The organism is Candidatus Tumulicola sp. (assembly GCA_035601835.1).
Taxonomy (GTDB): Bacteria; Vulcanimicrobiota; Vulcanimicrobiia; order Eremiobacterales; family Eremiobacteraceae; genus DATNNM01.
The window spans coordinates 323,404-344,838 of sequence record DATNNM010000011.1; the positions used below are offsets into that span (position 1 = coordinate 323,404).

General features: G+C 62.5%; 25 protein-coding genes. 19 read left to right on the forward strand and 6 right to left on the reverse strand.

What is annotated here, in order from left to right:
* Positions 1-4: 4 nt before the first annotated feature.
* From VN934_06335 to VN934_06355, 5 genes are read left to right on the forward strand one after another with little or no spacing between them, the layout of a single operon-like run.
* On the forward strand, positions 5-610 hold the full coding sequence (locus VN934_06335) for a molybdenum cofactor guanylyltransferase (protein HXM18413.1): 606 nt from the start codon (positions 5-7) through the stop codon (positions 608-610).
* Complete coding sequence (gene hemL, locus VN934_06340; GenBank protein ID HXM18414.1) at positions 607-1,896, forward strand: glutamate-1-semialdehyde 2,1-aminomutase; 1,290 nt, start codon at positions 607-609, stop codon at positions 1,894-1,896. Before VN934_06335 ends, hemL begins: the two co-directional genes overlap by 4 nt.
* Positions 1,880-2,512: a redox-sensing transcriptional repressor Rex gene (locus VN934_06345; protein ID HXM18415.1), complete on the forward strand. Its 633-nt coding sequence runs from the start codon at positions 1,880-1,882 to the stop codon at positions 2,510-2,512. The genes hemL and VN934_06345 overlap by 17 nt, the downstream gene beginning before the upstream one ends.
* A gap of 59 nt (positions 2,513-2,571) precedes the next feature.
* On the forward strand, positions 2,572-3,894 hold the full coding sequence (hemA, locus tag VN934_06350) for a glutamyl-tRNA reductase (protein HXM18416.1): 1,323 nt from the start codon (positions 2,572-2,574) through the stop codon (positions 3,892-3,894).
* Positions 3,895-3,906: 12 nt separating this feature from the next.
* Positions 3,907-4,665, forward strand: coding sequence for a uroporphyrinogen-III synthase (locus VN934_06355; GenBank protein HXM18417.1), 759 nt, complete (start codon positions 3,907-3,909; stop codon positions 4,663-4,665).
* Positions 4,666-4,703: 38 nt separating this feature from the next.
* Here the strand turns inward: VN934_06355 and VN934_06360 are convergent, their stop codons facing one another.
* The 4 genes from VN934_06360 to VN934_06375 all read right to left on the reverse strand — a co-directional run bounded on the left by VN934_06360 (position 4,704) and on the right by VN934_06375 (position 9,181).
* Entirely contained in the window at positions 4,704-5,555 is an 852-nt protein-coding gene (locus VN934_06360; GenBank protein HXM18418.1) for a class I SAM-dependent methyltransferase, read from the reverse strand.
* Between the two features lie 118 nt (positions 5,556-5,673).
* A complete protein-coding gene (locus VN934_06365; GenBank protein ID HXM18419.1) occupies positions 5,674-6,843 on the reverse strand; it encodes a branched-chain amino acid ABC transporter substrate-binding protein in 1,170 nt (389 codons plus the stop codon).
* A gap of 20 nt (positions 6,844-6,863) precedes the next feature.
* On the reverse strand, positions 6,864-7,715 hold the full coding sequence (locus tag VN934_06370; protein ID HXM18420.1) for a UbiA-like polyprenyltransferase: 852 nt from the start codon (positions 7,713-7,715) through the stop codon (positions 6,864-6,866).
* Positions 7,712-9,181, reverse strand: a complete 1,470-nt coding sequence (locus VN934_06375) for a menaquinone biosynthesis decarboxylase (protein HXM18421.1) — start codon at positions 9,179-9,181, stop codon at positions 7,712-7,714. Before VN934_06375 ends, VN934_06370 begins: the two co-directional genes overlap by 4 nt.
* 189 nt (positions 9,182-9,370) lie before the next feature.
* Here VN934_06375 and VN934_06380 point away from each other — a divergent pair, with 189 nt between their 5' ends.
* Together VN934_06380 and VN934_06385 are read left to right on the forward strand one after the other, a co-directional pair.
* Positions 9,371-9,814, forward strand: coding sequence for a hypothetical protein (locus VN934_06380; GenBank protein ID HXM18422.1), 444 nt, complete (start codon positions 9,371-9,373; stop codon positions 9,812-9,814).
* Positions 9,815-9,959: 145 nt separating this feature from the next.
* Complete coding sequence (locus tag VN934_06385) at positions 9,960-10,292, forward strand: hypothetical protein (GenBank protein ID HXM18423.1); 333 nt, start codon at positions 9,960-9,962, stop codon at positions 10,290-10,292.
* Here VN934_06385 and VN934_06390 read toward each other — a convergent pair.
* Complete coding sequence (locus VN934_06390; protein ID HXM18424.1) at positions 10,289-11,893, reverse strand: Na+/H+ antiporter; 1,605 nt, start codon at positions 11,891-11,893, stop codon at positions 10,289-10,291. The two genes, VN934_06385 and VN934_06390, sit on opposite strands and share 4 nt — an antisense overlap.
* 176 nt (positions 11,894-12,069) lie before the next feature.
* Between VN934_06390 and VN934_06395 the strand changes: the two genes are divergently transcribed.
* Together VN934_06395 and VN934_06400 are read left to right on the forward strand one after the other, a co-directional pair.
* Positions 12,070-12,513: a hypothetical protein gene (locus VN934_06395; GenBank protein HXM18425.1), complete on the forward strand. Its 444-nt coding sequence runs from the start codon at positions 12,070-12,072 to the stop codon at positions 12,511-12,513.
* A gap of 18 nt (positions 12,514-12,531) precedes the next feature.
* Entirely contained in the window at positions 12,532-13,119 is a 588-nt protein-coding gene (locus tag VN934_06400) for a hypothetical protein (protein HXM18426.1), read from the forward strand.
* Between the two features lie 78 nt (positions 13,120-13,197).
* Here VN934_06400 and VN934_06405 read toward each other — a convergent pair whose 3' ends face one another.
* Positions 13,198-13,518 (reverse strand): hypothetical protein, encoded by a 321-nt coding sequence (locus tag VN934_06405; protein ID HXM18427.1) that lies wholly within the window; start codon positions 13,516-13,518, stop codon positions 13,198-13,200.
* 257 nt (positions 13,519-13,775) lie between these two features.
* On the opposite strand from VN934_06405, the gene VN934_06410 reads away from it, so the two are divergent.
* From VN934_06410 to VN934_06455, 10 genes are all read left to right on the forward strand, one after another.
* The gene (locus VN934_06410; protein HXM18428.1) at positions 13,776-14,357 is read left to right on the forward strand and encodes a hypothetical protein; all 582 of its coding nucleotides are present in this window, start codon (positions 13,776-13,778) and stop codon (positions 14,355-14,357) included.
* A 133-nt stretch (positions 14,358-14,490) separates the two neighbouring features.
* Positions 14,491-14,991, forward strand: coding sequence for a nuclear transport factor 2 family protein (locus VN934_06415; protein HXM18429.1), 501 nt, complete (start codon positions 14,491-14,493; stop codon positions 14,989-14,991).
* Positions 14,992-15,004: 13 nt separating this feature from the next.
* Complete coding sequence (locus VN934_06420) at positions 15,005-15,193, forward strand: hypothetical protein (GenBank protein ID HXM18430.1); 189 nt, start codon at positions 15,005-15,007, stop codon at positions 15,191-15,193.
* Positions 15,194-15,649: 456 nt separating this feature from the next.
* On the forward strand, positions 15,650-16,639 hold the full coding sequence (locus VN934_06425) for a hypothetical protein (GenBank protein ID HXM18431.1): 990 nt from the start codon (positions 15,650-15,652) through the stop codon (positions 16,637-16,639).
* Positions 16,640-16,670: 31 nt separating this feature from the next.
* Positions 16,671-17,693: an alcohol dehydrogenase gene (locus VN934_06430; GenBank protein ID HXM18432.1), complete on the forward strand. Its 1,023-nt coding sequence runs from the start codon at positions 16,671-16,673 to the stop codon at positions 17,691-17,693.
* A 66-nt stretch (positions 17,694-17,759) separates the two neighbouring features.
* On the forward strand, positions 17,760-18,272 hold the full coding sequence (locus tag VN934_06435; protein HXM18433.1) for a hypothetical protein: 513 nt from the start codon (positions 17,760-17,762) through the stop codon (positions 18,270-18,272).
* A gap of 321 nt (positions 18,273-18,593) precedes the next feature.
* Complete coding sequence (locus VN934_06440; protein HXM18434.1) at positions 18,594-19,328, forward strand: class I SAM-dependent methyltransferase; 735 nt, start codon at positions 18,594-18,596, stop codon at positions 19,326-19,328.
* A gap of 42 nt (positions 19,329-19,370) precedes the next feature.
* Positions 19,371-19,934 carry a hypothetical protein gene (locus tag VN934_06445; GenBank protein ID HXM18435.1) on the forward strand — a complete coding sequence of 188 codons (564 nt, stop codon included), beginning with the start codon at positions 19,371-19,373 and terminating at the stop codon, positions 19,932-19,934.
* Entirely contained in the window at positions 19,924-20,370 is a 447-nt protein-coding gene (locus VN934_06450; GenBank protein HXM18436.1) for a DUF5069 domain-containing protein, read from the forward strand. Before VN934_06445 ends, VN934_06450 begins: the two co-directional genes overlap by 11 nt.
* 25 nt (positions 20,371-20,395) lie before the next feature.
* Positions 20,396-21,391: an aldo/keto reductase gene (locus VN934_06455; protein ID HXM18437.1), complete on the forward strand. Its 996-nt coding sequence runs from the start codon at positions 20,396-20,398 to the stop codon at positions 21,389-21,391.
* Positions 21,392-21,435: the final 44 nt, after the last annotated feature.

The window sequence follows — 21,435 nt, forward strand, 5'->3', positions numbered from 1 at the left end:
GCGCATGGCGGAAGTCACCATCGTCTTGCTCGCAGGCGGCGCGGCGACGCGATTGCCGGGCAAGCTCGCGCTCCCGCTCAACGGCGAGCCGCTGCTCATTGGAATCTACCGGCGGCTCACGGCAGACGGCACCCCGTGCATCCTCAGCGTGCGCGACCGGCTCGACCCGCGCCTGGCCGACTTGATCTCGTGTGAGATCGTCACCGACGAGATCTCCGACGGCGGACCGCTGGGAGCTGTTCTTTCATGCGCGAGAAAGGTGCGGACGCCGCTCTTCGTGGCCGTCGCCGGCGATCTGCCCGACATCGACAGCGGATTCATCGCGAAGCTCTTGAAGACGTTTCAGGATCGCGAAGCCGCGGGCAACGCTCCGGATGCCGTGCTGCCGACGTGGCCGGACGGCAAAGTCGAGCCGCTCGCCGCTTTATACGCGACCGCGCCTTGGATCGGCGGCGCCCAACGCGCGCTGGCAGCCGGTCGCCGAAAGGTGACCGCCGCGCTGGACGGCCTCAAGGTCGCCGCATACCACGTCACTTCTGAGGACGAGCGCATGCTCGCGAACATCAATACGCCCGAAGATTACGAGCGAGCGGTGAAGATATCGCGGTGAATATCAAGCGCTCTCAGGATCTGTACGAAGAAGCGAAGCGGGTCATCCCGGGCGGGGTGGATTCGCCGGTGCGCGCCTTCAAGGCCGTCGGCGGCACGCCGCTCTTCATCGCGCGCGGCGAGGGCCCGCTCATATTCGACGTCGATGGCCACGAGTACGTCGACTACGTGGGCTCGTGGGGACCCCTGATCTTCGGACACGCGTACCCGCCCGTCATCGCGGCGATCGAACGCGCGGCGCGCATGGGGACCTCCTTCGGCGCCTCTACCGCGCTCGAAGTGGAACTCGCTGAATTGATCGTTGAAGCGATGCCGTCGATCGAGCTTGTGCGCTTCGTCAACTCGGGAACCGAGGCGTGCATGAGCGCGCTGCGCTTAGCACGCGCCTTCACCAGGCGCGACAAGATCGTCAAGTGCGCCGGCTGCTATCATGGTCATGCCGACGGGTTGCTGGTGGCGGCGGGCTCCGGCGCGCTCACGCTGGGCGTGCCCGATTCTCCCGGCGTGTCCGCGGCACAAGCGGCGGACACGATCGTGGTGCCGTACAACGACGTCGCCGCGCTCGAAAAACTTTTCGCGCAGCGATCAAGCCCGATCGCCGCCGTCATCCTCGAACCGATCGTCGGCAACATGGGCGTGGCGCGGCCCAAAGCGGGCTACCTGGAAGCGGTTCGCCGATTGACCAAGGAGCACGGCGCGCTGTTCATCATGGATGAAGTCATGACGGGTTTCCGCGTCGCGTATGGCGGCGCGCAAGCTCTCCATGATATAAGACCCGATGTGACGTGCCTCGGCAAGATCATAGGCGGAGGGCTGCCGGTCGGGGCGTTCGGCGGCCGCGCTGACATCATGCGTCATCTCGCCCCGGAGGGCGACGTGTACCAGGCGGGCACGCTTTCCGGCAACCCGCTCGCCATGGCGGCGGGCATCGCGCAGCTGCGCGCCCTCAAGGAGTCCGACGCGTACGAACGCCTCGAAGCCGCTGGCAAGACCCTTGAAACCGGCCTGAATGAAGTGTTGTCGCACGTCGGCGCACCGGCGCACGTCGCTCGCGCAGGCTCGATGTGGACGCTGTTCTTCACCAAAGATGCGGTGACTGATCTCGCATCCGCCAAACGCTGCGACACCAAAGCATTCGGTCGATTCTTCCATGCGATGCTCGAGCGCGGCATCTATCTGCCGCCCTCGCAGTTCGAGGCAGGCTTTGTCTCGCTCGCGCACAGCAAGGCTGAGATCGAGCGCACCATCAACGCCGCCCGCGAGTCCTTTGATGTCGTCACCGCATAGCGCAAAACGCGACATCAACCCGCCGCGATTGTTCCTGTACCATCGCGGTCTCGAAGACGCGTTGCGTGAGGGCACCACCGTGCTGACGTCGCAGGAACTCGCCGAGCGCGTCGGACGCGGCGTGTCGTCGACCCAGATCCGCAAAGACCTCTCCTATCTGGGCACGCTTGGCCGCCGCGGCCGCGGCTACAACGTCGTGATGCTGGTGAAGAAGCTCGCGCGCGTGCTCGGGCTTGACCGCGATTGGCGCATCGCCATCGTCGGCTTCGGCTACCTCGGCCACGCGCTCGCCACGTTCTTGGAATACCGCGAAGAGAAATTTCACATCGCGGCGATCTTCGACATCGACAAGGAACTCGTGGGCACGCGCTGGCATGGCGTGCGCATCAGCCACGTGAACGATCTCGAAAAAGTGCTGCCGGTGCTCAACTGCAGCATCGGACTCATCACCGTCCCGGCCGGCGCCGCACAGGCCGTCGCAGAGCGCATCGTCCGATGCGGCGTGAGCGCGCTCTTGAACTTCGCCCCCACGACCCTGAAAGTGAACTCTCGGGTATCCGTGCGTTCGATCGACCTCGCTTCCGAGCTGTCCATTCTGACCCACCACTTGTCGTAAGCGACCAAAGTCGCGCCATCCGGTAGGGAACGCGGAACGCCCAAGACAAGAGCACCAGCGTGCCGATCGTCGTCCTTGGCCTGAGCCACAAGACCGCGCCCCCAGAGGTGCGCAACCGCCATACGTTCCCCACCGAGCGCATCACCGAAGCGCTGGGCGCGCTCCGCGACTACACCGGGGTGCGCGAAGCGGCCATCGTCGCCACCTGCAATCGCCTGGAGATCTACGCCGACGTCGACGACTACGAGATCGGCGTCGATCGACTCAAGGATTTTCTGACCACCTATCGCAGCATGCGGGTCGACGACTTCGACAAGTATCTGTACACTCTGCTCGGCGCCCAGGCGGTCGAGCAACTCTGCCGCGTTGCAAGCGGCCTCGATTCGATGCTTCTCGGCGAAGCGCAGATCGTCGGGCAAGTGAAAGAGGCGCTGACGCTCGCAGGGCGCGCGCATTCGACCGGCCCGCACCTCAACCGGCTGTTCCGCATCGCGCTCGAATGCGGCAAGCGCGCGCGCACGGAAACGGGCATCGGCCGGGACGCCGTCTCGTTGGGAGCGGCGGCGGTCGAGCTCGCTTCGCGTCACTGCGGCTTAGCTGCTGCCGAGGTCGTCGTGGTGGGCGCCGGCAAGATGGGCACGATCGTCGCAAAGCACATCGCCGCACGTGGCGCCGCTACGCTTGCGATCGTGAACCGGACACCGGCACGCGCGCAAAGCTTGGCCGCATCGATCGATGGAAGCGCGCACGGCATCGGTGAACTACCGCAGTTGCTGCGCAGCGCCGATCTCGTCATCAGCGCCACCGGCGGCGGCGCGTTCCTCATCACCGAATCGATGCTGCAGACCGCGTGTGCCGCCCGCTCCAAGCCCCTGCTGATCGTGGACATCGCCGTGCCGCGAGACGTGCAACCGAGCGCAGCGATGCTTGAGCGCGTGACCATCTACGAACTGAACGACTTGCAGCAAGTCATCGACGCGACCCTCGACACGCGGCGAGCCGAGATACCGGCCGTGGAAGCGATCATCGCCGGTGTCGTCCGTGAGTACATGCGCTGGTATCAGTCGCGCGTGGCCGTGCCGCTCATCGCTTCATTGCGGCGCAAGGCAGAAGCGATCCGGCTTGCCGAGATCGACAAGCTTTTTGCGCGTCTGCCGGAACTCGACAGCCACCAGCGCGAACTCATCGCGGGCGCGAGCGTGTCTATCCTCAACAAACTGCTGCACGCGCCGGTCACGCGCTTGCGCGAGAGCGCGGCCGAGAGCGGTGCGCTCCGCTCGGATACGACGGAACGGCTGCTCGACCTAGAAACGCTTGGAGCCAGGCTCGAAGAGCAGCTTGCAGAAGCTCTGCGTCCGCCCCGTCCGCGCCGGCGCGGCTAGACTAAAACCCACATGGACCTCCCGCTCGACGGCGTCACCGTTCTGGTGACGCGTGCGGGCGAGCATCTCAGCGCTGCAGCGCTGTTCGAGGCGTTGGGTGCGAGGGTAGACGTCGCGCCCGTCATCGCGATCGGTCCTCCCCCGAAGGACTCAGGCCTGCAGGAAGCAGTGCGAGACGCCGACAGCTTCGACTGGATCGTCTTCACCAGCGCAAGCGGGGTCGAGGCGTTTGCACGGTGCCGCCGGGCGTTCCCCGCGAAGGTGCGCACCGCGGTGGTTGGTGCGGCGACCAGCGACGCGCTGCAAGAGACGTTCAAGCGGCGGCCCGATGTCGTGCCCGAGCGCTTCGTGAGCGAAGAGCTTGCGGAGGCGTTGAGGAAAGCGGCGAAGCCCGGCGCTGCCATCTTGATCGTGCAGGCACAGGACGCGAGGCCGGTTCTCGCATCTCGCTTGAAAGAAGCAGGCTTCCTCGTGACCGCGGTTGCCGGCTACTCCACGCTCGAGACACCGCCGCCGGATTTGCCCGCGCGCGTGGCTGCGGCCGGTGCCATCGTGTTAGCATCTGCCAGCGCGGTGCGATCCTTGGTCAGAGGTCTCGGCTCGGGCGCTCCCGTGCTGCTGCGAGACAAGGTCATCGCCTGCATCGGTCCGATAACGGCCGGCCAAGCGAAAGAGCTGGGGATCAGAGTTGATGTCGTGCCCGACAAGTCGACGATGAAGGCGATGGCGCAAGCGCTATGCCGATTTTATGAAAAAAAGAACCGGGGCTAAAGCCCCGGCACTACATCAGGAGAGGGAGGATAGAATTGTCAGCGCTTTTTGGCGGCGGCTTTCTTCAGGCCCGGGGCGCTGCCGGGTGAGAACGAGAGCATGTCGAAACGCGCCGACTCCAACGCGGATCGCATCGACGCCTCGGTGTAGAGTTGACGGCAGCGTGTGAATTCACGCACGCGTCCATCGGAAGGCACGACGTAGCAGCGTTCGACCTCGGTCGCAGGCTCCGGATCGAAGTTGCGCTCGTCGAGCTGCAGATGCGAACCGTCCATATAAAGCGACGTTTCCGCTTGCACGAACTGCCATGTTCGAAGGTCTGGCGCTCTTCCCGCGTCGGCGTCGGCGAATTCAACCACGATCCGACCGCCCGGCGACAGCGCGCGCTCGACCGCCTGGAGCAACGCCTGGCCCTCGGCCGGGCTGAAGTCGGAAAAGCCGCCGCATGTGAGGTACGCGCCGTCGTACAAGTCTTCAAACGAGATGTGCAGCACGTCGAGCTGCCGGAAGTCCACGCTTAGACCGAGATTGCGAGCCGTGTCGCGCGCGAGCGAGACGGCGCCGGGACCGATATCGATGCCCGTCACGCGGTAACCACGCAGCGCCATCGCGATCGCGTGGCGTCCATTGCCGGAGCACAAATCGAGGAGGCGCGCTTTGGGCTGCGGGTTGAGCAGCGTGATGATGTCCTCAACCTCGTCGCCGGTATCTTTCATGCCGTAGAGCGATTGGTAGTTCGCGCGGCGCACGTAGCGCGATGAGAACTCTTCTTCGTTCCATGGGTAGGTCGCGACGTCGACCCACGGCTTGGGCCGATCAGGCGTGTCTGCCACCGACCGGATCAACTCTTCAAGCGCCGATGGCGGCGCAGGCCTAACCTCTACGGCCACGTCTAACTCCCTCCGAAAATGTGCTTTGGACTACTCTTACTCCATCGGCGCGCCAGGCGCGCAGATTAAAGCCAACTGCCGATTTGGTCGAGCAGTGACGCAGCGCACACTTGCCGGACTACCGGGCGATAAGCGGATTCGGGAACGTCGCGTCGACGTACTTGAACGCGCCGTCTTGGCCGTAGCGATAGAGATACAGGATCGGTTGGGCGGGGTCGCCGTTGCGCTGGAAGGTCATCGTGCCCAAGATTGTCTGGAACGAACCGATGGACAGCTGGCGCGCGATCAGACGCCGGTCCGCGGTGCGGACCTGCTGCGCCGCGGCGATGGCCACTTGCCCCGCGACGTAGCCGAAGAGCGCAAAGGAGGTCGGCCGTCCGAAACGCGCCTGGTAGTGGCGTATGAACAGCTGCGCGGTCGGCATGAGCTCGATCGGCGGCACGCACGAACTCACCAGCGTGCCCTGGGCGCCGGTGCCGAGCGCCTTCATCGCAGGATCGCTCCAAAAACCTTGCGTGCCGAAGAGCGGCGCGTCGACGCCGGCCGCGCGCAACGCGAGAATCGTTTTGGAGAGAAAGCGCCCGTCGCCCGATGCGTACAGCAAGTCGGGCGCGAAGGTCTTGATGGATGCGACCAGCGCGGCGGGACTCTTCACGTCAGGATCGACGCCGAAGTCCTTCGCCGCCAGATTCTTTCCGGCGTTCGCGAAATTGAGGAAACCCTGCGCGGTATTCGCACCGATGTCGTTTTCCTGATAGATCACCGCCGCTTTTTTGGCTTTCAGCGTGCGCTCTGCATAGCGGGCATCCTGCTGACCCTCGGCTGAGTCGGGGGGACACAACCGGAAGATATCGGTGTAACCGCGCTGCGTGAGCTGGCCGAGAGGCGACGTCGGAATGATGAGCGGCGCCCCTTTTTGGGCGTATGTCGGCAGCGCCAAAAGCGTCTCTTCGGCGCCGACATGCCCGACGACCACCGACGTGCCCTCGTCTACCAACGAGAACTCCGCTTGCTGCTGCGCGACGCCCGGATCGTTTTGATCGTCGAAGGTGTGAAGCACCCAGCCGAAATCGGTGAGGTTGCGCCGCTCGTTGGCCTCGTCGACCGCCAATTGCAGGCCGTTTGAGAGTTGAAGGCCGTACTCGCGGCTGTCACCGGACAGAGGTGCGACCAAGGCGATGCCGACGATGTGCGCGTACGGCGGGAAGTCCGCCAGCGCCGCGGCATTGGAGGATGCGGCCACCAGAGCGGCGGCCAGAGCGGCACTGAGCAAGCGAACGCGATTCAAGATTTTCATTCTCCCGTCAATCATACGACGACGGACGCCGCCGTCGTCGCGAAGAACACCACCGAAAAAGCCATGTTGGCGTTGAAGACCGCCGAGTTCAGCACGAACACGTCGCGCTGCCGGCCAACGAGCAATACTTCGTAACCGAGCAGCACGATTCCGGCGAACACCCCGCCCCAATACAGCGGGCGAGCGTGCACCGCCCAGCCGACCCAGACCAGCGTCGCGACGACGAGCGCGTGGAGCAGCAACGGCAGCGCCCGACCGCTGCGCACGCCGAAGCGCGCGGGAATCGACCTGACGTGCTCGCGCACGTCGAAATCGTAGTCCATGAGCGCATAGAGGATGTCGAAGCCGGCGACCCATAGCGTCACGGCTGCGAACAACAGCAGGGCGCCGGGTTCGAAGCGCCCGGTGATGGCCAGCCAAGCGCCGAGCGGAGCCAACGCGTCCACGGCGCCGAGCAGGAAGTGCACGCCCCAGGTGAAGCGCTTGACCAGCGGATAGATCAGAACGGCCAGCGCGCCGATCGGCACGAGCGCGAAGCACAGCGGATTGAGTTCGTACGCCGACAGCGTGAGCAGCACAAGACCGACGAACGCCGCCCACACCATCACCGCAGGCGAAAGCTTGCCGCTAGGCAGCGCCCTTCCCGCGGTCCGCGGGTTGCGCGCATCGAGGCGCGCGTCGAGCAGCCGGTTCGCGGCCATCGCGGCGGTACGCGCGCCGATCACCGCCAGCGTGATCCAGATCAGCGCCCGGGCAGGCGGGATGCCCCCTTGCGCGAGCAGCGCGCCGACATAGGCGAACGGCAGCGCGAACAACGTGTGCTCGATCTTGATGTCATCGAGAAACTGCTTGATGCGACTCATCGAGTGCCGGCGCCGTCGCCGAAGCCATATTCCTTCCAACGTCGCGTGACCAGCGCCTTGATATCATCCGACATCAAGATGTCGGGCGGCCACTCGCGCATGTAGCCTTCGTCCGCGCCTTTGCGCGTGGCGTCGATGCCGAGTTTCGTGCCGAGGGCGGGCAGGGGCGCGGCGTGGTCGAGCACGTCCACCGGACCGGGGGCGAAGACGAGATCGCGACCGGCATCGACGTTGTTCAGCGTCACCCAACTCACCGTGCGAAGGTTCTGCACGTCGACGTCGGCGTCCACAACGATGATGTTGCGCGTGAGCATCATCATGTGTCCGAGACCCCATAGCGCGTACATCACTTTTTTGGCCTGCCCAGGATAGCGTTTCTTGATCGACACGATCACCAAATTCTGGAAGCCGCCCTCGACGGGCAAGTTGTAGTCGACGACCTCCGGCAGCATCTGCTGCAAGACCGGCAAGAAGAGCCGTTCGGTCGCCTTCCCGAGCCAGCCATCTTCCATCGGGGGCCGCCCGACGATGGTCGTCCAGTAGATCGGCGTGCGCCGGCGCGTCATGCAGGTAACGTGAAACACCGGGAAATCGTCAGCGAGCGAATAGACGCCGGTGTGATCGCCGAACGGGCCCTCGCGCCGCAGCTCGTCGTTGTCGACGTAACCCTCGAGCACGAAGTCAGCGTCGGCGGGCACTTTGAGATCGACCGTCTTGCACGCAACCATGGGAACCGCATGGCCGCGCAAGAACCCGGCGAGCAGCATTTCGTCGACGCCCGACGGCACGGGCGCCGTCGCGCAGTACGTCAGCACCGGGTCTCCGCCGATCGCGACTGCAACCGGCATCCGCCGGCCCGGGCCTTCGGCATCTTGATGCTCGCGCCCGTGCTTGTGGCGCTGCCAATGCATGCCGGTCGTGCGCGCATCGAAGACCTGCATGCGATACACGCCGGTGTTTTGCACGCTCGAACCCGGATCTTTGGTGAATACGAGCGGCAGCGTGATGTACGGGCCGCCGTCTTCGGGCCAGCACGTCAACACCGGCAGCTCGTTGAGATTCACCGCACCGCCTTCGGTGACGACTTCCTGGCACGCGCCCGAGCGCACCGTCTTTGGGAAAATGCCGAGCAAATCGCGCGCCGAAAAAAGTTTGGCAAGCCCACCACCCTGCGCGCCGGGTTTGATGAGATCGATCAAGCCGGAGATCTTCGCGCCCAGATCATCCAAGCGCTCGACTCCCAGCGCTTTCGCCATGCGCCGAGCCGAAGCAAGCGCGTTGATCAGAAGCGGGTATTGCGAGCCCTTGACGTTGCTGAACAGCAGCGCCGGTGAACCGCCTGAGTCCTTGACGCAGCGGTCGGCGATTTCGGTGATCTCAAGCCGGGGATCGACCGGCGCCTTGATTTCCAGGAGGTCGCCGTCGCGGCGCAGTTCGTCTACGAACTCCCGAAGGTTCGCGTACACGGCGTCGCTCGTTCTCAAGCACGCCGACGAAAGCCTCGATGTCCCGCACGTCGGTGCATGCAAGAGTTGGTTCGCGGGTAAGAGGGCAAGCGAGACATTGCCCACGCGGGCGACGTTTTAGTACTGTAAGAAGCCGCAGCGTTCGCCCGCACGGGTGCGCGGCGCGGTGGAAAGGACTATCGAAACATCGTGAATCTCAAGAAAACGTGGACCGCGGCGGCGCTCGTGGCGCTCCTTGCAGGTTCGTCGCTCGCGGCGGTCCGAGCAGATTCGATCCTGAACAAGGTGCTGGTCGGCGGGGCCGGCGTGCTGGCGGTCAAAGCGATCGCCACACCGTTGAACGGCTTCATCAACAGCCTGATGCTGTCCAACGGAGTCGCCAATCATGACAAGACCAAAGTCGTGCCGATCCTCACCGTCGGATCCTCGACGTACATCGGTGCGGCGCAAGTCACCGGCCCCGCCTATGCGATCGCGCAGACGCAGGCGGTGGGCGAGTTCGCGGGCGGATGGAACAACAACGTGTGGCAAGTCCGCGCGATCGTGCCCATCAACAACCTCAACGTCGTCGCCGGCGGATTCAAGCGCGTGTACGGCGTCGGTGTGGACGCGGTGATCAACGCGAAGCTCTAGGTCTGGCTACCACTGACCTCACGAGCACGCCCCTGAGGGAGCGTGCTCGTTTCGTTGAAAAATGGCCCGCAATCGGCCGTATTCGTAGCGGTAATGGGCTCGCCTGTGTCGAAGCGTACAAGACTGAAAGTAAAGGAGTTCTGTCTTGAAACCCGACGAGTTTATCCAAAGCTTCTTCGATACGATCCAGAAAGACGTGCTGGGAACCAAGCGCGGCGCCGACGGAAAAAGCGCGCGCTACGAAGACTCCGTTGTCGTGGCCACCTGGGGCGCGAACCAGCTATGGGACGTCGAGTACTCAAATGGCGAGTCCGAGCCGGTACGGCGTTTATACGATCCGGCCATCGCGCGTTCGGCAGAGGGCGCGGCGAACTACTTCGTGGACGTCCTGCGTCGCGCTGCTGGTCTGGAACCCTTGCCGCGGGAGATCGTCACCCGCTATCGCTCCGCCGGACGCCCGAAAACCCCAGTCGCCTAATCCGTCGCGGTAGCCGCGGAGGAGACGTTCCGCAGGTCTTCGAGGTCGAGTTCGCGCTGGATCTTATGCATCACGGCGTCATTGATGGCGCCCTCGTCACGAAGACGGACGATTTCTCTGCTTTGGGCGGCAGTGAGCTCCCGGCGAATCCTGGCGACGGCGGAAGCGCGTGACTCGTCCTCGGGAGTCAAGCTGCGCTGCTGCCGGCCGCTCTGGTGCGCATACGTCGCCTTGAGATGCCCGCGCAGGTCGTCGACGACAGCCTTCTCGGCCCAAGGCTCTTTCGCCAGGTTCTTCAGACGATCGTACGCCGCGCGCGTCGCTTTGAGACGTGCGAGCGTTTCTTCGCGCTCCGCGCTGCCGTCGCTCGCCACCCCGAGCACGCGGATCAGCGCAGGCAGCGTCAGACCTTGGATGACGAGCGTCGCCAGGATGACGGCGAAGGTCAGGAAGAGGATGAGCGGGCGATGCGGGAACGGCGCGCCCGATCCGATGACGAGCGGGACCGCCAAGGCAGCCGCCAGCGAGATGCCTCCGCGCAACCCCGTCCACGACACGACCGCAGCATGCTGCCACGGCATGGAAGCTTTCCATTTGTTGTTCCTCAGTGAGAAAGCACGGGGAATATATACGGTCGCGAAGATCCACGTGATTCGCACGACGATGACTACGAAGCTGATGGCCAGCGCCCGCCAGATGAGCGTCGCTGGTGCTGTGGCGCCGGACAAACCGGCGAGGATGGGATGCAGCTGCAATCCGACGAGGATGAACAAGATGCCGTTGATCAAGAACAGCGTGATCTCGCGCATGCCGGCGTTTTGGATGCGCGACTCGGCGGTCGTGAACGTGTAGCCTTGCCGGCCGAGGTAGATGCCCGCCGTGATCGCCGAAAGAACGCCCGAGAGATGCAGGGCGTCGGCGGGCAGGTACGCAGCGTAGCCGCTCAGCAGCGAGAGCGTGTTCTGGATCAACGGATCCTCGACGCGTCGCCGGATGACGGTCAGCAACCAGCCGACGGCGAGTCCGACCACCACGCCGCCAATGGCGTCGAGGAAGAGCTGCCAGATGCCCATGGCGAGCGAGAACATGCCGGTGACCACGGCGGTGAGCGCTACCGCGTAGATCACCAGCGACGTGGCGTCGTTGAATAGGCTCTCGGCCTTGATCAGCGTTATCAGCTTGCGCGGCACGTGAAGGCGAGAGGCGATGGCAATCGCGGCGGTCTCATCGGTGGGTCCGACGATCGCGCCGAGAACCACAGCGGCGCCCCACGACATGCCTGGGATGAGCGCGTGCGCGGTCCACGCAACCGCGGCGATCGTGACGACGACCAAAAAGACCGCGTACAAGGTGATGGGCCGAAGGTTCGCGCGGAAATCGCGCAGCGAAGAGTTGTAAGCCTCGTAGTAGAGCAGCGGCGGCAGGAAGAGCAAGAAGACGACGTCGGGGCGCAAAGCCACTTGCGGCAACCCCGGGATGAATCCCAGGATCAGGCCGCCCATCACCAGCAGGATCGGATATTCCACCTTGATCCGCTGTGCGAGCCAAGCGAGCGCGGCGATCGCCGCGATCAGGCCCAAGAAAGTCTGTATCTCCGACATGTCTGTGAAGCCTACGCGGGGAAGGCTGGGTCTCCCCTTCCCCTGTGGAGGCAGCAATGGCGATTCGGTGGTTGGCGTCCGTTGACGACGCCGTGGCTCAAGCGAAGACAGCCGGGAAACTGGTCCTGCTGGATTTTTTCAAGCCCACGTGAGGCGGCTGCAAAGCGCTGGATACCGTGACGTATCCCCAAGCCTTCGTGCAAGACATCGTTTCGGAGTTCTGCGTGCCCGTGCAAGTGGACAACTCGCTTGATGCGAACAAGGCCTTCGTCGAGCGCTTCCGCCATATCTGGACGCCGGATCTGCGCATCCTCGATGGTGCAGGCGTCGAACTCTATCACTGGAACGGCTATTTGCCGCCGGCAGAATTCGCTGCGCGGCTGCTCGCAGGCCTCGGGCTTGCATGGTTGCGCCTTCAGCGCTTCGAGAAGGCCGAGAGCTTGTACGCCGATGTCTTGAAACGTTTTCCAACGGCATTTGCGGCGCCTGAGGCTCAGTACTTCTCAGCCGTAACGGGCTATCGGAAAACCGGCGAGGCGAACGCTTTGCTGCACGGCTGGCACGAGCTCGAAAAAGTCTATCCCCAGACCGAGTGGACGGTCAAACAGAACTTCGACTGACCAAAACAAGGAGGCTATATGGAACCGACACTGGGCGCGCTGCTTGGCCGCATCGAACGGCTGGAGACCGCGAACACCCGCCTGCGATCCGTGGTGCTGGCAGCTTTCGCTGTTTTCGCGCTGCTGGGATTCACCGCCGCCGCCACCACCTCGAACGGACCCATGATCATCCGCGGTCCCGGCGGGCACAGCATTCACATCTTTGGCGACTACATCGCCTTTGAAGATTCTACCGGCACGTCGCGCATGTCGATCGGCTTGACGCCCAACGGCGACTCCATGATCGACGTTCGCGATCACAACGGCAAGACTCGGGCTCGTTTCGGCCTCAGCTCTTCGGGCGCCGCGCTGCTCTCGCTGTTCGATGCGTCGGGAACCGAGCGGACGTACGTCGGCAGCTTCACCGACGGCTCGTACGGCCTGTCGCTGAGCGACCGATCCGGAGTCGAGCGCGCCTATCTCGGATCGAGCAGTGCCGACAATCCGCAGCTGCGCTTGCGCGACACCACCAAGACCGATCGCGTCTTCCTCGGCTACTACAAGGACGGCACGTTCGGGGAGACCATATACAGCTCTACCGGCAGCAGCCTCTGGCACGCACCCTAGAGAGGGTTGTCTCCAAAATAAATAGAGCGGCTGGACGTTAGTCCGGCCGCTCCGTAGGATGGAACGCTGTGTGGGTTGTTAGACCGTCGCGTGGACGGGGATCTTGTGGAAGGTTGAGTTGGCAACCTCATACGTCTTGACTTGCGGGCTACCCTCAAGCACGGTCGACAAGGACTTCAGCACTTCGGGATAGGTCACGCTGTTATATGTCTCAGCGCTTTCCTTGCGATCCCACAGGCTGATGGAAACCATTTCGGTTCCGCTCGGACCGGCGAATGTGATGTCATCCTGGAAACCCTTTTCCTTGCGCAGCAGCGGAAGGATTTGCTTCTCGAACGTCTCGTTGAACTCGTTGACGCGGTTGGGCTTCAGGTTGATCTTGACAATGCGAGCAAACATTTAGACTCCTTAACGATAGTTGGACAACAGTCGATATCACGGGTGTTCACCAAAAACAAACTGCCCGACAGTGATGCGCCTTTGCGGCGGTACCGGGGGCAGTGATTCGGAAATGCCTAGAGTCGCTGTGTAGTGACATTGTATCACACTTTCATGCCTCGTGCCGTCCCATACGGTGACGATTCCCAGAATTGCCTCGCGGCGAAGGTGGGTAGAAGAGAAGAAGAATCAACCTAATCGCCGCTTTGAGGAGAACCATGAGGACTATCTATCGAGCCATCACACTCGCCGCGATCGCCGTCGGCGTCGCACTGCCTTTGGTTGCATCCGCCGCTCAGGTCGTCGTCCTGAGGCCCGGCAACATGATCACCGCCAGCATGAATCAAACCATTGATTCCGGCAGCGCCAACAAGGGAGACAAATTCACCCTAACGGTGCTGTCGCCATATCCCAATAGCGGCGGCTCGTCCTTCGCGAACGCGCAGCTGGACGGACACATCACCAATGTCGTGCGCGCCGGCCAGGGACGCAATGCCGCGCTGGAATTCGCCCTCGATCGAATCCACTTGGCCAATGGACAGCAAGGCGCCGTCTCGACATTGCTCCAGACTCAAGCGACCCAGCGCCATAACAACACGAGCAACGTCGCATTGACCGCGGTCGGCGGCATGATCGTCGGAAACATCATCGGGAAGACCCTGTTCCATTCGAACTTGGGCGGCGCGGCCGGACTCGTCGGCGGCGCTCTCTACGCGTACAACATGCGCACGAATGTATCGATGCGCAAGGGATCCGTCCTGGTGTCGGAAGTGGTTCAACACGTAGCGGTACTCCGCTAAACACCACTCTGCATAGCAAAGCTCCGCGTTCTCTAGAACCGCGGAGCTGAGCTGTTCCCAAAAACGATCCCGTAACAGGGCGAGGTCGGTCAGGCCGCCAACTCCCGCGCGTGCTCTTCACGGAGGGAGGAATATGATGAAGTATATGGCGCGTGCGCTGTCGCTATTCGCGATCGGCGCGATCATCGCGCTTTCCTCGCTGCGGCCGGTCGCGGCCCAAACCAAAGATCCCAGCAGCGCGATGATGGCGCCCGTCTATGCAGCTGTGATCGGCGAAACGGGCGCGGTCGAGATGTTGACGAACGCGTACACATCTGACCCTATTATCGTCGACGAGTTCGCACCCTATGAATGGAGCGGCCCGAACGCGGTCCGCCAGTACGCGTCGGATCTACGCGCCTGGTTGCGCGCCGGCGGTCTCAAGAGCGTGCATGTCACGTTCGATGCGGTCCGCTTCTGGGACGCCAAGGGCGATCGCGCGTGGATAACGGTGCCGGCGACGTTTTCCTTTACGATAAACGGTAAGCTGGGCAGCGAGAGCGGCACGTTTGCGATTGTGCTTGTCAGGATCAACGGCGCCTGGAAGGTCAAGTCGTCCTCGTGGACCACCACGTCCTTCGCCTCGGAGCGGTAGCGCTGACCACGCCATGAAGCTCGCGCTCGAAATACTTCTGTCGATCTTCCTGCACCCGATTGCCATGATCCTGATGTGGATCAACTTGATCGCACGCAAGGAGATGGCCACTTTCAAGAAGGCCGTCTGGTTTGTCGTCAGCATCATCTGGGGGCTTGGACCGATTCTGTACATTTTGGTCGCCGAGGGCGCGCTGTGGTGAGGAGACTTCTGAGGATCAGCACTTGTGCGTTATCATCTTGAGCGCGCCTGGATCGGTCTTGCGGCCCTCGTAGTCACCGCGGTCAGTGTGTTAGGTAACGCGCCCGCGCCATCACCGCCCTGCTTACATACGGGAACGACACCCACAGCGCAGCCGCAGACACAGGCGATCATTGATCAGCTGCACATAAGGTATCCGTTTAGAGCGCTTGTCCTTCCCGGCCCCCAGGGCGTGCAATTTGGAATTCGGGTTGATGGCGAGCCCGGAGCACAGATCGAACTTCATCCGAACCGTGCTCATCTCACGTTGGAAGATAACGCGGGCCACGCTGTCGCCGGCGGTGAGAGATTCCGTTTTGACTCGTGCATCACGTCTCCGTATGGTCCCTACCCGCAACCCCCACTCCCCAGGTCCTGGAGCGGATTCATTCTGGATCCAACTCGTCTTGTCGCAGGCATGTATCGCATCGCAGCAACCTACGATGCTGGTTTCGTGACTAGAGAGAATGGCCAAGCACTCATCATGGATCAGCGTTACGGCTATAACCGACTTGCAGTCTACGTACCGCCTGCGCCGGATCGGAAACCGGAACTCGTACAGGGTCAACAATTCATCGCGCTTCCGGCGTTCCGCAGCGGTCTGCGAGCGGCTCCCTTTATCGACACTAGTGGTGTTCACATCCAGGCGGGAAGCGTGCTCGGGCGAATCGTGACTCTCGAGCAGATCAACCGTGAGAGCATGCAGTTCCATGTGGAGGGCATCGATGCGCCGCTGTACCTTGCCCGCGACGCGGATGCGCTAAGCATACCCGGCCTTTACCCGCTCGTTGACGACAACTCGGTGAGACAGCTGCGGGTCAAATATCTGGGTCAACAAGTCTGGGCCTATGGCGGCCCGTACGTGAGCGGAGTCAATTCGGGGGGTTCGGCGGGAACGGGCGACGCTCTGACGATCACCGGGCTATATCGCGCGCGCGGATACGCGCCCGAGCTTGCGATCGGATCGCCGGGTAGCTGGGCAGCGTCGGGCTTGGATCGGGCCTCCGGTTTTGTCGCTCTCGATCCGATCGTTATCAGGTTTCAGACTCCTGCGGCTTTGACGATGCAAGGTGGGTTTGTGCAGTCGGTCCCCGACACCGCCGTACTGTACTGGGTTCTTTCAGACGCGTGGGACTTCGAACGATCATTTAGCCTAGTCCCCATTTCGCGTGCGCACCCGGACTGGTCCCGGGCCACCATAGATGCCATTGAAAGCCGACACGTCGAGATCGGAATGAGCAAAGACATGATCGCGTGGATGTTCGGGTACCCTTCCGTCTACGGCACAATCGGGCAGGTACAAAAGCTCGATATGTGGCGCTATGATGAGGTGGCGCCCTTCAGGTACACGGTTTTCTTCCGTAAAGGTACTGTCGTGAAGTACGACGCACCCGGCAGGCTTCCGTAGGCGCAGAACCTAGTTCAGAGTGGAGGACCGTATGGCCAAGATGCGCGCGCTTCAGGTCGCACAACCCGGTGGACCTTTTGAATTGGTGGAGCGCGATGTTCCGCAGCCGAACGTCGGGCAAGTGCGAATCAAGGTCCAAGCCTGCGGGATCTGTCATAGCGACTCGCTCACCAAGGAGGGCCACTGGCCGGGCATTCAGTATCCGCGGGTTCCCGGACATGAGATCGCAGGCATCATCGATGCCATAGGCCCGGGCGTCATCGGGTGGAGCGCAGGCCAACGCGTCGGGGTTGGGTGGCACGGCGGTCACTGCGGCCATTGTGATTCTTGCCGGCGCGGTGACTTTGTCACCTGCCAAGTGGCCGCCCAAGTGCCGGGCATTTCTTACGATGGCGGCTACGCGGATCACGTCATAGCTCCAGCCGGTGCGCTCGCACTCATTCCTGACGAGCTTACCCCCGCAGAGGCGGCGCCGCTCATGTGCGCCGGCGTCACCACGTACAACTCATTGCGGAACAGCGGCGCACGCGCAGGCGATGTGGTCGCGATTCTCGGCGTTGGCGGACTCGGCCATTTAGGCATACAGTTCGCCGCCAACATGGGCTTTCACACCGTCGCTATCGCTCGGGGCCCAGATAAGGAGCCCTTGGCCAAGAAACTGGGCGCTCAGCTTTACATCGATAGCCAGGCACGCGACGTTGCGGCCGAACTGCGCAAACTCGGCGGTGCGAAAGTCATCCTGGCGACCGTCACCAGTGGGAAGGCCATGACGGCAGTGCTGGGTGGTCTAGGGATCAATGGAAAGCTTATCATCGTCGGTGCCGCACCCGATCCGCTTGAAATACCCCCACTCTTATTGATCGGAGGACGTCGCGCGATCGCGGGCTGGCCATCCGGATCGTCAATAGACTCGCAGGATACAATGGCTTTCAGCGTGCTGAAGGGCATTCGGTCCATGAACGAGGTGTTTCCGCTAGAACGCGCGGCGGAAGCGTACGATCGCATGATGAGCGGTAAGGCACGCTTCCGCGTCGTACTCACAACGAAGAACTAGGAAGGCATCAATGCTGGCGTGAGTCGGTGCCGGATTGGGTAGAATCAAGGCACAAGGAGAAATCTCATGGCATTGTCATTCGTTCGCTCCCGCAGCGTGTACAAGGCATTTCTCGTATTAGCCTTGGTTTTCTCGATGCTCGCCGGGACGATGTCGCAGACGCGAGCCGATAGCGCCGCGGTCACGCGTAACCTCATTCTTGGCGCGGCCGCCGTGGCGGCAGGCATCATCATTTACAACAACTACCAACACAAAGTGGCGCAAGCCAATACGGTCGTCGGCTACACGCGCGACGGCGGCGTCATCTACGGTGACGGCCGCGTCGTGTACCCCAACAGCGGGAACGTCACCACATACTTGAGCAATAATGGGTCGCAACCGTGTACGTTCAACGGCTATGGCACGCGCTGCGCGCCAACGCATCTGACCGCGTATTTCCCGCAAGGCTACCGACCCGCGTGCTGGCCGCCAGGTCATTGCAAGCAATATTGGAAGCAACATCAGGGCAAGGGCAACCAAGGTCACGGCAAGCAGGACAAAGGCAACCAAGGCAACGGCAACGGGGGCCACGGTAACTAGACGCACGTCCGCGTAGATCCGTAGTTAAAGAGACTCCTACTAAACCGGGGTCTCTTTGCTGCTACCCGCCAGCCAGGATCGGCACGACGTTCCAACGGGATGCTGTACCTCGCCCACATGGGCGATGGCGCACTCATAGCCTTCGACACTTCAAGGCGCAAGGTCGTCGCCACCACGGGTCCGGGGTAGAAGAGAAGCGTCGCGGCTGCTAAAAGAACCAGCATGGACGCCCGCTTACTGTGCGCGTGGCGCCGCCACCTTGAGCACAGCGAAGTAGGCTAAAGGTCAGGGGCCAGCGTTTCTTGAGTCGCTACCGAAAACATGGAACCTAACAAGTTCTCTAACGTCTACGATGATAGCGCGCGTGCAGAAGCCTACGCGAAGCTTGACTTCCCCGGCACCTACTACCTGGCGTACCGGGACCTGCCCGCGATTATCAGCGAGCACGTCCACGGCAGGAAGGCCATTGACTTCGGGTGCGGGGCCGGTCGTTCCACGCGGTTCTTGCGCGCGCTGGGTTTTGATGTGGTAAGCGTCGACATCTCGGAGCCCATGCTCGCACGAGCCCGCGACCGCGACCCACAAGGGGATTATCGTTTGGTCTCGGACGGTGACCTCACCGGCCTAGCTGCCGAGGCCTATGACTTGGTTTTGTCAGCATTCACCTTCGACAACATCCCCACGATCGAAAAGAAAACCACGCTCTTCCAAGGCCTGAGGCGTTTACTGAGCCTGGACGGGAGAATCGTGAGTGTGGTGTCGTCCCCCGAGATCTACGTGAACGAGTGGACGTCGTTCTCCACTGAAGACTTTCCTGAGAACCGGGCCGCTCGATGCGGCGATAAAGTTCGGATCGTGATGCTCGATGTCGAGGACAGGCGACCAGTGGAAGATATCCTCTGGACGGACGAAGGTTACCGCGAGGTGTACGAGCGTTCGGGTCTGAAGCCGATCAAGGTATACAGACCCTTGGGGGATCGCGGCGAGGCGTATGCATGGGTGCGTGAAACCGCAATCGCCCCCTGGGTGATCTACGTCTTGGGGCGCATTTCATAGGAGAGGGCGACCGCCCCACTCAGCCCAAATGTCCTGTCCAGCATGACGCTAGAAGCCTGGAACACCGCTGCAGCAGTTGGCACGTTCGTCGTCATCACGGCATCTGCTATCGCTGCGCTGGCACAACTGCGCCATCTGCGCACGGGCAATCAACTCAGCGGCCTCATCACGGTATTCGGCATGTTGCAGGATCCGAGTGTTCGCGAACTGCTGAATTTCGTCCGCCACGAGCTAGCAGAGCGCATGAAAGATGATGACTTTCGCGCTAGTTTGCTGGAGATCCCGATAGACCGGCGCAAGCACCCCGAATTTTATCTCTGCGATATGTACAACCACATCGGCTCCTTCGTGCGCAGCGGCCTCATCGATGAACGCACGTACCTGCAGACCGATTGGTACAATGTCAATCTATGTTGGGCATTGTTGGCGGACGTCATCGCAATCAGCCGAACCAACCGGCCACACGTCTTTGAGAACTTCGAGTACTTGGCGGCCCGGGCCAAAGCGTGGGTTGAGCAGCACCCGGACGGCGACTATCCTCGCGCTGAGCGACGATTACTGCCCGTTGCAAGCAACAGCAGCGGGCAAACCAGCAGTGCCGACTGACTTTCGAGATGGAAAGACCTTCCCAAGGCGGGGCCGAGAGGCTCTTGGCGATTTCTTGTGGCTGGCCCGCGTCTTCGACAAGGCGCGCGCAAAGCAGAACAGCACGCAGGACGGCTACATCTATCCGTGCCCAATGGATCGCGCGATGATGCAACGCTGGGGCATCAGCCCGCGCGAGTTCACCACCGCCGTCGGCCAGCACTCAAGCGACGACGAAATCCTTGCGTGGGCATCCGAGCGCGCCACACCGGAGCGCATCCAGACTGCCAACTCGTGGTTGTTGCGCCAAGGGGTCGCCCTGGATCGACATGATGCGGAGGAAGGCGTGCCGGGGGCGGTCGCGCCTGCAACGCCGCGGCAGGAAATCATCCTCGGTCTTGCCGTCGCGGCGCTAACGTTGTTGGTCGCTTGGCTCGCCCGCTTGCTGCACCACTAGGAATCTGTAACAAACGGAGCAACCTATGTTGAGCACCCGCACACTTGGTACACAAGGTCTCACTGTGTCCGCTCTCGGTCTTGGCTGTATGGGCATGAGTCAGTCCTACGGTAGTCCGGAAGAGCGCGATGAGCTCGAATCTATCGCGACGATTCACCGTGCGATCGAGCTTGGTGTGACGTTCTTCGACACGGCTGAAGCATACGGACCGTATACAAACGAGGAACTGTTGGCTCGCGCGCTGCAGGGCCGGCGAGACAAGGTCGTTATCGCGACGAAGTTCGGCTTCCGGTTCGGCGAAGAAGGCATTACCGGCCTGGACAGCCGGCCCGACCGCGTGCGCGAGGCAGTCGACGGTTCGCTCCGGCGGCTCGCCACCGATCGCATCGACCTCTTGTATCAGCATCGTGTGGACCCGGCAGTTCCCATCGAGGAAACGGTAGGTGCGATGGCCGAGCTCGTGCGGGAGGGCAAGGTGCGTTTCCTTGGCCTATCGGAGGCGGGTGAGAAGACGATCCGGCGCGCACACGCCGTGCACTCCATCTCCGCGCTGCAGAGCGAATACTCCCTGTGGGAGCGCAACCTCGAACCGCGCATCATTCCACTCTTGCGTGAACTCGGCATCGGCCTCGTCCCCTTCGCGCCACTCGGGCGTGGTTTTCTTGCGGGTTCTGTAAAGCGTGCGGAGGACTATCCAGAGGGCGATTTCCGCCGCAACGACCCGCGCTACCAAGGTGCGAATTTCGACGCGAACATGCGCGCCGCGGCGGCCGTGCGTGAGCTCGCATCGCGAAAGGGCGTGACCCCCGGGCAGATCGCACTTGCGTGGCTGCTGCACAAGGGTTCGGATGTCGTGCCCATTCCCGGAACGAAGCGGCGACGCTATTTGGAGGAGAACGTCGGCGCAGCAGCCCTGACGCTGACGTCTGAAGACATGGCCGCACTCGACGCTGCTCTATCGCCTGAGAAGGTGGCCGGCCCGCGCTACAGTGAGCGCCAAATGGCTCAAGTGGACCGCTAAGCCGCCGGGCTCCTCTTGCAACAGAGGCATCTCAAGGGTGCGGA

Coding starts and splice junctions, on each gene's coding strand:
- VN934_06335 (HXM18413.1), top strand. CDS start 5: ATGGCGGAAGTCACCATCGTCTTGCTCGCAGGCGGCGCGGCGACGCGA.
- VN934_06345 (HXM18415.1), top strand. CDS start 1,880: ATGTCGTCACCGCATAGCGCAAAACGCGACATCAACCCGCCGCGATTG.
- VN934_06355 (HXM18417.1), top strand. CDS start 3,907: ATGGACCTCCCGCTCGACGGCGTCACCGTTCTGGTGACGCGTGCGGGC.
- VN934_06370 (HXM18420.1), bottom strand. CDS start 7,715: ATGAGTCGCATCAAGCAGTTTCTCGATGACATCAAGATCGAGCACACG.
- VN934_06390 (HXM18424.1), bottom strand. CDS start 11,893: ATGTCGGAGATACAGACTTTCTTGGGCCTGATCGCGGCGATCGCCGCG.
- VN934_06400 (HXM18426.1), top strand. CDS start 12,532: ATGGAACCGACACTGGGCGCGCTGCTTGGCCGCATCGAACGGCTGGAG.
- VN934_06405 (HXM18427.1), bottom strand. CDS start 13,518: ATGTTTGCTCGCATTGTCAAGATCAACCTGAAGCCCAACCGCGTCAAC.
- VN934_06410 (HXM18428.1), top strand. CDS start 13,776: ATGAGGACTATCTATCGAGCCATCACACTCGCCGCGATCGCCGTCGGC.
- VN934_06415 (HXM18429.1), top strand. CDS start 14,491: ATGATGAAGTATATGGCGCGTGCGCTGTCGCTATTCGCGATCGGCGCG.
- VN934_06420 (HXM18430.1), top strand. CDS start 15,005: ATGAAGCTCGCGCTCGAAATACTTCTGTCGATCTTCCTGCACCCGATT.
- VN934_06425 (HXM18431.1), top strand. CDS start 15,650: ATGTATCGCATCGCAGCAACCTACGATGCTGGTTTCGTGACTAGAGAG.
- VN934_06430 (HXM18432.1), top strand. CDS start 16,671: ATGGCCAAGATGCGCGCGCTTCAGGTCGCACAACCCGGTGGACCTTTT.
- VN934_06435 (HXM18433.1), top strand. CDS start 17,760: ATGGCATTGTCATTCGTTCGCTCCCGCAGCGTGTACAAGGCATTTCTC.
- VN934_06440 (HXM18434.1), top strand. CDS start 18,594: ATGGAACCTAACAAGTTCTCTAACGTCTACGATGATAGCGCGCGTGCA.
- VN934_06445 (HXM18435.1), top strand. CDS start 19,371: ATGACGCTAGAAGCCTGGAACACCGCTGCAGCAGTTGGCACGTTCGTC.
- VN934_06455 (HXM18437.1), top strand. CDS start 20,396: ATGTTGAGCACCCGCACACTTGGTACACAAGGTCTCACTGTGTCCGCT.